Annotated in this window: 8 protein-coding genes; 2 read left to right on the top strand and 6 right to left on the bottom strand. The window is 68.0% G+C overall.

What is annotated here, in order from left to right; genetic code table 11:
* Positions 1 to 56: 56 nt before the first annotated feature.
* The 5 genes from VAPA_RS19085 to fhuF form a co-directional block, all read right to left on the bottom strand.
* Positions 57 to 2,225 carry a TonB-dependent siderophore receptor gene (locus tag VAPA_RS19085; RefSeq protein WP_021008404.1) on the bottom strand — a complete coding sequence of 723 codons (2,169 nt, stop codon included), beginning with the start codon at positions 2,223 to 2,225 and terminating at the stop codon, positions 57 to 59.
* 162 nt (positions 2,226 to 2,387) lie between these two features.
* Complete coding sequence (locus VAPA_RS19080) at positions 2,388 to 3,740, bottom strand: lysine N(6)-hydroxylase/L-ornithine N(5)-oxygenase family protein (protein ID WP_021008403.1); 1,353 nt, start codon at positions 3,738 to 3,740, stop codon at positions 2,388 to 2,390.
* Positions 3,741 to 3,782: 42 nt separating this feature from the next.
* Entirely contained in the window at positions 3,783 to 4,817 is a 1,035-nt protein-coding gene (locus VAPA_RS19075; RefSeq protein WP_021008402.1) for a GNAT family N-acetyltransferase, read from the bottom strand.
* Complete coding sequence (locus tag VAPA_RS19070; protein ID WP_021008401.1) at positions 4,814 to 5,659, bottom strand: formyltransferase family protein; 846 nt, start codon at positions 5,657 to 5,659, stop codon at positions 4,814 to 4,816. Before VAPA_RS19070 ends, VAPA_RS19075 begins: the two co-directional genes overlap by 4 nt.
* 100 nt (positions 5,660 to 5,759) lie before the next feature.
* Complete coding sequence (gene fhuF, locus VAPA_RS19065; RefSeq protein WP_230558895.1) at positions 5,760 to 6,539, bottom strand: siderophore-iron reductase FhuF; 780 nt, start codon at positions 6,537 to 6,539, stop codon at positions 5,760 to 5,762.
* Between the two features lie 199 nt (positions 6,540 to 6,738).
* Between fhuF and VAPA_RS19060 the strand changes: the two genes are divergently transcribed.
* Positions 6,739 to 8,430, top strand: coding sequence for a cyclic peptide export ABC transporter (locus tag VAPA_RS19060; protein ID WP_021008399.1), 1,692 nt, complete (start codon positions 6,739 to 6,741; stop codon positions 8,428 to 8,430).
* Positions 8,427 to 8,663 carry a hypothetical protein gene (locus VAPA_RS19055; RefSeq protein ID WP_021008398.1) on the top strand — a complete coding sequence of 79 codons (237 nt, stop codon included), beginning with the start codon at positions 8,427 to 8,429 and terminating at the stop codon, positions 8,661 to 8,663. Before VAPA_RS19060 ends, VAPA_RS19055 begins: the two co-directional genes overlap by 4 nt.
* 10 nt (positions 8,664 to 8,673) lie before the next feature.
* On the opposite strand, the gene VAPA_RS19050 is transcribed toward VAPA_RS19055, so the two are convergent.
* Positions 8,674 to 8,892 (bottom strand): hypothetical protein, encoded by a 219-nt coding sequence (locus VAPA_RS19050; RefSeq protein WP_021008397.1) that lies wholly within the window; start codon positions 8,890 to 8,892, stop codon positions 8,674 to 8,676.
* Positions 8,893 to 8,906 lie beyond the last annotated feature (14 nt).

Genomic DNA, 8,906 nt, shown 5'->3' with positions numbered 1-8,906 from the left:
AAGGGGGCGCAGCGCCAGCTGCGTCCCCTTTTGCCTTTGGGGGCCTGCCGCGCAGCCTACCAGCGGTAGGTGGCCGTGGCCGTGACCTTGCGCTGGTCGCCGTAGTAGCAGTTGCCGTACTGGTCGCAGTTCGCGAAGTAGGTCTTGTCGGTCAGGTTGCGCACGTTCAGCGCAAGGCTCCAGCGGTCGATGTCGTAGCCGATCATCGCGTCGAACAAGGTGTACGAAGGCACCTTCGCCGGCGCCTTGTTCAGGTCGCCGTGGTTCGAACCGTTGAAGCGCGCGCCCAGGCCGACCTTGATGCCGTTGTCGAAGCGGTAGTCCGCCCAGAGCGCGGCGCGGTGCTTGGACACCGCGAGCAGCGGCGTTCCGATCTCGCTCGGCGTGCTGCTGGCCGTGATCTCGGCCTTGGGCGTGTAGGCGTAGGACACCGTCACGTTCATGCGCTTGACGGGCTGGAAGGCCGCTTCGAGCTCCAGGCCGCGTACCAGCACCTCGCCGGTCTGGCGCGGCTGGTAGTTGGCGTCGGCAGTGATGTAGTTCTGGCGGCGCAGGTCGAAGATGGCGGCGCTGTAGCTGTCGCTGGTGCCCACGGGCTGGTAGCGCACGCCGGCTTCGTACTGGCGGCCGGTCTCGGGCTTGAACGGGCTCTTGGTGTCCGGGTTCAGGCGCGCCGAGGGCGAGAACGATTCGGAGTAGCTCAGGTAGGGCGCCCAGCCGCTCGGGAAGGTGTAGACCAGGCCGCCGCGCTTGGTGAACTTGTGCTCGGGGATGTCGCTGCGGGTGCCGTCCAGGTTGCTGTGGATGATCGTGGAGGCGCTGTCGTAGCGGCCGCCGAGCGTGAGGCTCCAGCGCTCGCCCCACTTGATCTGGTCCTGGATGTACAGGCCGGTCTGCGTCAGGCGGGTGTTGGCGTCCACATAGGGCGCGGGCACGATGAACGGACCGCCGTACACGGGCGCGTAGATGTTGATGCTCGGCGCGCTGCCGCCGCTGTAGCTGGCCTGCTCGATGCCGGTGCGCTGGTGGTCCAGGCCGATCAGCACCTTGTGTTTCCAGTCGCCCGAGACGAAGTTGCCTTCGAGCTGGTTGTCCAGTGTGAAGGTCGAGACGCTCTCGCGGCTGCCCGAGATGCTCCGGCGCAGCATCTGGTAGTTGCGCGGATCGGCGGCGTTGCCGTTGAGCGGCACGATCGCGCGGCCCTGCACGGCGCCGTAGTCGACGTCCAGCCGGCCGTAGCGCAGGTTCTGGCGCGCGGTGAAGGTGTCGTTGAAGCGGTGCTCGAACTCGTAGCCGACCATCCACTGGTCCACGTCGAAGTGATTGAAGTTGGGGTCGCCCACCAGGAGCGAGTCGGGAATGTAGTTGCCGAAACGCGTGGGAACCAGCGAGCCGACCGCCGGACGCCCGCGCGTGTACACGCCGCCGCGCACGCGGTTGAAGTGCGACAGCAGCGTGAGCGTGGTGTCCGCGGAGGGGCGCCAGGTGAGCGAGGGCGCGATGTAGAAGCGGTCGTCGTCCATGTTGCCGGCCGGCAGCTTGCTGTCGCGGCCCACGGCCGTGAGGCGGTAGCTGAGCTTGCCTTCGGCATCGATGGGGCCGGAGAAGTCGGCGGCGATCTGGGTGCGGTTGTTGCTGCCCAGTTGCAGCTGCACTTCGCGCAGCGGCTCGGTGGTGGGGCGCTTGCTCACGACGTTGACCACGCCGCCGGGGCTGGCCTGGCCGTAGAGCACCGAGGCCGGGCCGCGCAGCACTTCGATGCGCTCCATGCCGTAGGGCTCGATCTGCCAGACGCCCCAGTTGCCGTTGTTGCGCAGGGGCATGCCGTCCAGGTAGAAGCCCGGCGCGTAGCCGTCGAAGCCGCGGATCGAGATCCAGTCGTAGCGCGAGTCGGCGCCGAAGACGGTGGTGCTCACGCCGGGGGTGTAGCCCAGCGCGTCCTTCACGGTGGTGGCGCCGATGGCGGCCACGCGGTCGGCCGTGACCACCGAGATCGACTGGGGGGTTTCCAGGATCGGGGTGTCGGTCTTGCTGCCGGTGGCACTGCGCTTGGCCACGTAGCCGTTCACATGGCCCTTGGCCGACGCTTCCGTATCGGCCGTGACGGTCACCGCCGGCAGGTTGCTGTCTTGCGAGAAGACGGGGGCCGCCCAGAGGGTGCAGGCGGTTCCGAAGGCCGAGGCAAGCGCGGCGCTCAGCAGGCGGGGTCGGGGCAGGGGACGCATAGGTTGAGGTACTCCAGGAGCAGTGAAAAAACGACGTGTTCGGGTTTCAGCGCAAGGCCTGCCGTATCCCGCAGTTCTGGCGCTTCCGTACATGAGACGTTTGAACTACAAAAAGAGAGACACCCTGTACCAAATGCTTCAGCAGGTACCCGCCCGCCCGCGTCACCGTGCCTCGGCGGCTGCCTGGATGCGGACGGCCTGGCGCTCGCTTCGGCCGGCGATGGCGGCGCTGGCTGCACCTGCTGTACCTGGCATCGCCGGAATGGCCTTCAGCAACGCGCTGCCGATCTCCCCCGTGCGCACCGAGGTCACCGACAGCAGCGTGTCGCTCAGGCCGTGCGAGGACTCGCAGGCGCCCTGCAGGAAGATGGCGGGGCGGAAGTCCCCGGTGCTGCGCACGCGGTAGTGGCGGTCCACCGAGAAGCCGCCCAGGTACGGTGCGAGGGGAGTCAGCAGGTCCTTGTGCTGCTCGCGTGCGTAGCCGGTGGCCAGCACCACGGCGTCGTAGCGCGAGGTGCTTTCGCGGCCGGTGTTCCGGTCGCACATGGTCAGGTGGATGCCCTCGGCGGTGGCGTGGGCGGCGTGGATGTCGTGCCGGCGCAGGAAGCGCATGCGGTTTTCGCCGCGCACCTTCTGCTGGTAGAACATCTTGAAGATCTGCTGGATCAGCTCCAGGTCGGCCACCGCGTAGTTGGTGTGGCCGAACTCCTCGAGCAGGGCGGCGCGCTCGTCGTCGGGCCGGCTGTACATGTAGTCGGTGAACTCGGCGTTGAACACCTCGTTCACGAAGGGGCTGTCGTCCGAAGGGCGGATGGAGCGGGCGCGCATGACGAGGTCGACCTGCGGGACATGGGGGCGGCCCTGCAGGTCCATGAAGATTTCCGCGGCGCTCTGGCCGGCGCCGACGATCGCGATTTTTTGCGCGCCGTCCTGCGCGGCGATGCCCTGCAGGTAGGTGCTCGAATGGAACACGCGCGGGTCGCTGCGCAGGGCCCGGAAGCAGTCCGGAATGTTGGGCATGCCGCCGATGCTCACCACGAGGTTGCGTGCGAGGCGCTCGCTCACGTGGCCCGTGCGGTCGCGCGAGCGCACGCGCAGCAGCGTCACGGCGTCGCCGTGGGCCTCGCGCTCGGGCAGCACCTCGAACACTTCCTCGCCGTAGACGCAGGCATCCTCGAACTGCGCAGCGGCCCAGGCCAGGTAGTCGTTGAACTCGTGGCGGCTCGGGAAGAAGGTCTTCAGGTTGATGAAGTCCTGCAGGCGCTTTTTCTCGTGCAGGTAGTTGATGAAGGTGAAGCGGCTGGTCGGGTTGCGCAGCGTGGCCAGGTCCTTCAGGAAGGAGATCTGCATGTGCGCATGCTCCAGCATCATGTCCTTGTGCCAGGCGAAGGCGGGCTGTTTCTCGATGAACATCGCGTCGAGCCGGCGCCCGTCGCGCCGCCTCTCGTCGAGTGCGATCGCCAGCGCGATGTTCGAGGGGCCGAAGCCGATGCCGATGACGTCGTGAATGACCATGGCGGATTCCTTTTGCTGCGAAGCGGTTGAGCGGTGAGCGGGTTAAACGGGTTTGGCGTGAGTGGCTGCCGGTGCATCGCCGCGCGGCAGCCAGAGGCTGTCGATGAAGTAGCGTTCGCGCAGCATCATCACGAGCTGTGCGCGCTTGTGCGGCAGGTCGAACTCCTTCACCTTGGCGTAGCCCGACTTGTCGAGGTTGCGGATCTGCTGCACGTGGTCGATGCGCGGCTCGCCCACGGCGCGCTGGGTGCGCGGGTCGCACAGGAAGATGTAGTGCGAGATGGAGGTGAGCCATGCGGTGGCACAGGCCTTGCCGCGAAACGACGGCTCGCCGACCAGCACGTGCCAGCCGCGGTCGTAGTCCTGCACGTCGTAGAAGGGCGCGATGCGGCTTTCCTTGGCCCAGTACATCTCGAAGTAGGCAAAGGGCTCGCCGTCGAAGCTCGCGATCATCGAGTACATGTGCGGGTCGCAGTCGATGCCCGAGAGGTAGGCGCGGTGCTTGTCCAGGTCGCCTTCCTCGTCCCAGATCTCGGCCACGTCGGGGTCGTTCATCCAGCGGTTGAAGATGCCCAGGTCACGCTCGAAGTCGATGCTGCGAAACGAGAAGGTCTTGCCGAGCCACGGAATGAAGCGCTGGTAGAGCACGCCGCGCGGCTTGGGCGTGCGCAGCGGATGCACCTTGCCGTTGGTGAGCGCATGGCGCTGCGCCATCGGGGCATGCACGGTGGGAAGCCACAGGCGCGGCTGCTGCCAGAGCATGTCGCGAAAGGCGCGCACGCCGCCGTCAGGCGACGCCAGCAGGACGCCGGTGTGGGTCAGCTCCTCGGCCAGTGCGGGCGCCGCCACCGCGAGGCTCTTGTGTGCGGGGCGGTGCTCGAAGGCGGCTTCCAGCGCCGCGAGCAGGTGAGGGGTGGAGGCTGCACTGCCGTCGACCCATTGGAGCGCGGCATCGGCCCCGCCGGCTGCGAGCTTCCAGAGTGACCGGCTGCCGCCCTGGCGGCTGCGCACGGCGAGCATCTCGCCGTCCAGGGTGATGTCGTGCGGCGTGCCGTCGGCGTAGGAGGTGAGGGTCATGGGGTTCCTTCGGTGGACCGGTGGCTCGCGAGCAGGGCCAGGCCCTGGTGGAGTGCCGGAAAGAGGCTGTGGTTGAAGTTGTTCCAGCGCAGCTCGAGGATCGTGTCCCCGGGGTCGATGTGCGTGCCGAGCACGTCGTGGATGACCTCGCCGGAGTCGATGCCGTTGTCCACGTAGTGCAGCGAGGCGCCGGTCTTCAGGAGCGGTGTGGCGGGGATGCTTTCCATCGTCTGCCAGTTCACGACCTTGCGGCCGCTGGCGCCGTGCAGCGCATCGAGCGTGGCGCGGGCGCCGCGGCGCTCGTAGGGCGACTCGATGCGCGTGATGCCGGGGTGGATGTTGACGATCCTGCGGTGGAACGGCGCACCCGGGCGCACGAGCTCGTCCAGGATGACCAGCAGGCCGTCGAGCACGACGATGTCGGCCTGCAGCGTGAGCAGCTTGTCCAGCAGGCGGCGCTCGAAGGCGCTCTTGGCGGCGGGGCGCTCTTTCGCGTCGAGCGGAAGCCGCCGGTATTCGGACGGCACCGCGTGGAGCATGCCGTTGAGTGGCTTGCCCTGCGCCTTCAGGTCGCCCGGAAAGATCCACTGGCGGCCGGGCTGGCAGGAGAAGCCGTAGTCCTGCAGCGCCGCGCGGTCCCGCGGCAAGCCTTCGTCGTCGTCGTAGACGATGCCTTCGAGCGAATAGGCCTCGCCCAGCGGGCTTTCGTCCAGTGCCTTGGCCAGGTATTCGAGCGGGGACGCCATGTAGCGCTGCGTGCCCTTGAAGTCGATGTACTGGCCGGCCTTGTCGGCAGCCGCGTTTCTCAAGGACAGGATGTAGACGAGCTTTGCCTTGGACATGGGTGGGGCGTGAAGGATGGATTGGCGTTGGAGTTGGCTTGGGCGTGGGAACAGACAGGCGCGGGGCCTTCAGTAGAAGACGTGGCAGCGCGCCATCTGTTCACGGCTGCAGGATCTCGCTCGCCTTCTTCCGGTGCTGCGGCGCGAGCGGGCAGGCGCCGCAGTAGTCCTCGCACGGAAGCAGGTAATAGAGACAGCACTGGCGGTGCAGCTTGACCGGCCGGCCCTGGCCGGCGTCGACTGGCCGCGCCTCGCGGCAGCGGGCGTGCAGCGGGTTGGCCGGCCGGGCCTCGTCCGGCCAGGCGGGGTGGTGCAGGAGGTGGTCGCGGTCGCGCGCGATGTGGGCTGCACCGCCGGTCGCGGCCAGCGCCATGTCGAAGATCGGCTCGAGGTGCCGCGCGGTGTTGCCCCACAGGATCTTGGGCGCAAGCCGCGTGAGGCTGCACAGGGCAGTGAAAAGCGGTTGCAGGTGCTGCCACAGCAGTGGCGCATAGCGCTGCGCGGTGTCGGCGCCGCGGCGCGGCTCGCCCAGGTGCGGCACATGAAAGCTTGCGGGCAGGCCCTTGTCGTCGAGCCGCACCCAGATGTGCTCCGCCGAAACCGGAAACACGTGCTGCAGCACGCTGGCGGCGGCCACCACGGGCGGCAGCAGCGCGGAGAGGTAGTCCAGGCTCCACGCCGAGGCGATCGGCCGCAGGTCGCGCGCGCCGGCCGCGCCGCGCGCGCGCGCGTGAAGGTGCAGCACGTCGGCCAGGAGCGAAGGCGAATGCGCCAGGTCGGCCACGCGCAGCGCGCCGGCCGGTACCGCGTCCGTGCACTGCAGCCGTTCGGCATGCACGGCCAGTGCACCCGGGAACAGGGGTTCCAGCAGCGCGATCACGAGGCGGCCTGCAAGAGGTGCGGGGAATGCATCCCTTGAAGACGGTTTGGCGGCAGCGGTGTTCATCCGGCGCATCGCATGAACATTGCCGGGGCCCAACCGTCTATTCAGCAAGCGGTGTGCAGCCGCCCGGGCCATGTCGACGGGGCATGGCCGTTTTCAAGCCGTTTTGCCCCGGGTGGGCGGAAAGAGCCTTTGCATGACACCGACCACCGCGACCCCCCGTGGCAACACCTCCGAGCTCGGGCGCCTGCTCAAGCCGTTTCTTCCGTGGATTCTCTTGTCCGCGATCACCGGCATCAGCGCGGGTGCGGCTACCGTCGCGCTGCTGGGCACCATCAACCAGGTGCTCAACCGCGAGGGCGGCATGGCGGGCGGGCTGCTGCTGACCTTCGTCGGGCTGTGCGCGGTGGCGCTGCTGGGGCGCATGGCCTCGGACGTGTCGACCAACTTCGTCGGCCAGCGGCTGGTGGCGCAGGTGCGCAAGAGCCTCGCGCAGAAGATTCTCTCGGCGCCCATCGATGCGCTGGAGCGCTACCGCACGCACCGGCTGATGCCGGTGCTTTCGCAGGACGTGGACATGATCAGCGACGTGGCCTTCGTGCTGTCGTCCACGCTCATCGCGTTTGCGATTGCGCTGGGTTGCCTGGCGTACCTCGCGTACCTGTCGCTGCCGCTGTTCTGCCTGCTGGTGGTGGCGCTCGCGATCGGCGCGACGATCCAGACGCGCGCGCAGGTGCGCGCCGAGGTGGGCTTCTGGAAGGCGCGCGAATACGAGGAGCAGCTGCACAAGACCTACCGCGCGATCAGCGAAGGCGCGAAGGAATTCCGCATGCACCGCGCACGCCGCACGCGGATGTTCGGTGGGCAGATCGAGCGCATCGTGGACAACATCCGCACCGTGAACGGGCGCGCCATCAACACCTATGTGATGGCGACGGCCTTCGGCTCGGCGCTGTTCTTCCTGCTGATCGCGCTGATCCTGGGCTGGGCCGCGTTCCGGCCGACCGAGCCCGCGGTGCTGAGCGGCTTCGTGCTGGTGATGCTGTTCCTGAAGGGACCGGTGGACCAGATCGCGGGCGCGCTGCCGGGTGTGGGCCGGGCCAAGATCGCATTCCGGCGCATTGCCGACCTGTCGGCGCGCTTTGCAACGCCGGAGCCGCACCTGCACCTGGAGCGCGCATCCAACGGCGTGATGCTGAACCGCGAGATCGCCATGCGCGGCGTGCGCTACAGCTTCGATGCGCCCGAAGGCGGCGAGGCTTTCATGCTCGGGCCGATCGACCTACTGCTCCGGCCCGGCGAGATGGTGTTCATCGTGGGCGACAACGGCTCCGGCAAGACGACGCTGATCAAGCTGCTGCTCGGCCTCTATGCACCGCACGGCGGCGAAGTGCTGCTCGACGGCGGCGTGGTGACGCCAGAAGGGCGCGACGACTACAGGCAACTGTTCACGACGGTGTTCTCGGACTTCTACCTGTTCGAGGACCTGGCGGCTGGCGAAGAGGGTGCGGGCACGGCCACGCTGCCGCAGACGGCGCTGCCTTACCTGGAACGCCTGGAAATCGCGCACAAGGTGAGCGTGAAGGACGGTGCCTTCACCACCACAGATCTTTCGACCGGGCAGCGCAAGCGGCTGGCGCTGGTGCATGCGTACCTGGAAGGCCGCCCGGTGCTGGTGTTCGACGAATGGGCCGCCGACCAGGATCCGGCTTTCCGGCATCTGTTCTACACGGAGCTCCTGCCCGAACTGCGCGCCAAGGGGCATCTGCTGGTGGTGATTTCGCACGACGACAGGTACTTCCACCTGGCCGACCGCGTGGTCACGATGCGCGCCGGAAAGATCGAGGAAGACAAGGCGTGCGTCCCGCTGGAAAGCCTGGCTGCATGATGCGTGACCGTGTGCCCGATGATCCCGCCTTCGACGCCGCGTGGACACTCTTTTGCACGCTGCACGACTCGCCCTCGCCGGAGCGCGCCGAAGAGCTCATCCGCTGGCTCGGCGTGCACCCCGGGAACATCTGCGCGCTGGACGATGTGCTCACCCTGTGGGCGCTGGCCGGGGCTGCGCTGATCAAGCCATCGATGCAGGAGGCGCTGCGCGAAGAGGGGCGCCTGCAGTGAAGCCCGGCCGCTACTTTTGCAGGTCGCGCAGCTCCGCCGCGATGCCACCGAGGGCGTCCCAGCGCCGCCGCGCTTCCTGGGCCGCGGCCGCATGCTCCTCCGACCGGCTGCGCCACCGCGCGAGCGCCAGGCGAGCGGCCATGGCGGCGTCTTGCGCAGCAGCGATCTCGCTCTGCACGATCAGCGCGAGGGCACGCTCGATGAGTTTCTCGTTCGGGACGCTTGCCACGGCGCGGCCGTCCG

It is taken from the genome of Variovorax paradoxus B4 (assembly GCF_000463015.1).
Classification (GTDB): domain Bacteria; phylum Pseudomonadota; class Gammaproteobacteria; order Burkholderiales; family Burkholderiaceae_C; genus Variovorax; species Variovorax paradoxus_E.
This window is presented reverse-complemented; position numbering and strand designations above follow the sequence as displayed.

Bases quoted from the DNA above. Each gene is read 5' to 3' on its own strand.
- VAPA_RS19060 (WP_021008399.1), top strand. From the start codon at position 6,739: ATGACACCGACCACCGCGACCCCCCGTGGCAACACCTCCGAGCTCGGG.
- VAPA_RS19080 (WP_021008403.1), bottom strand. From the start codon at position 3,740: ATGGTCATTCACGACGTCATCGGCATCGGCTTCGGCCCCTCGAACATC.
- VAPA_RS19055 (WP_021008398.1), top strand. From the start codon at position 8,427: ATGATGCGTGACCGTGTGCCCGATGATCCCGCCTTCGACGCCGCGTGG.
- VAPA_RS19075 (WP_021008402.1), bottom strand. From the start codon at position 4,817: ATGACCCTCACCTCCTACGCCGACGGCACGCCGCACGACATCACCCTG.
- VAPA_RS19070 (WP_021008401.1), bottom strand. From the start codon at position 5,659: ATGTCCAAGGCAAAGCTCGTCTACATCCTGTCCTTGAGAAACGCGGCT.
- VAPA_RS19085 (WP_021008404.1), bottom strand. From the start codon at position 2,225: ATGCGTCCCCTGCCCCGACCCCGCCTGCTGAGCGCCGCGCTTGCCTCG.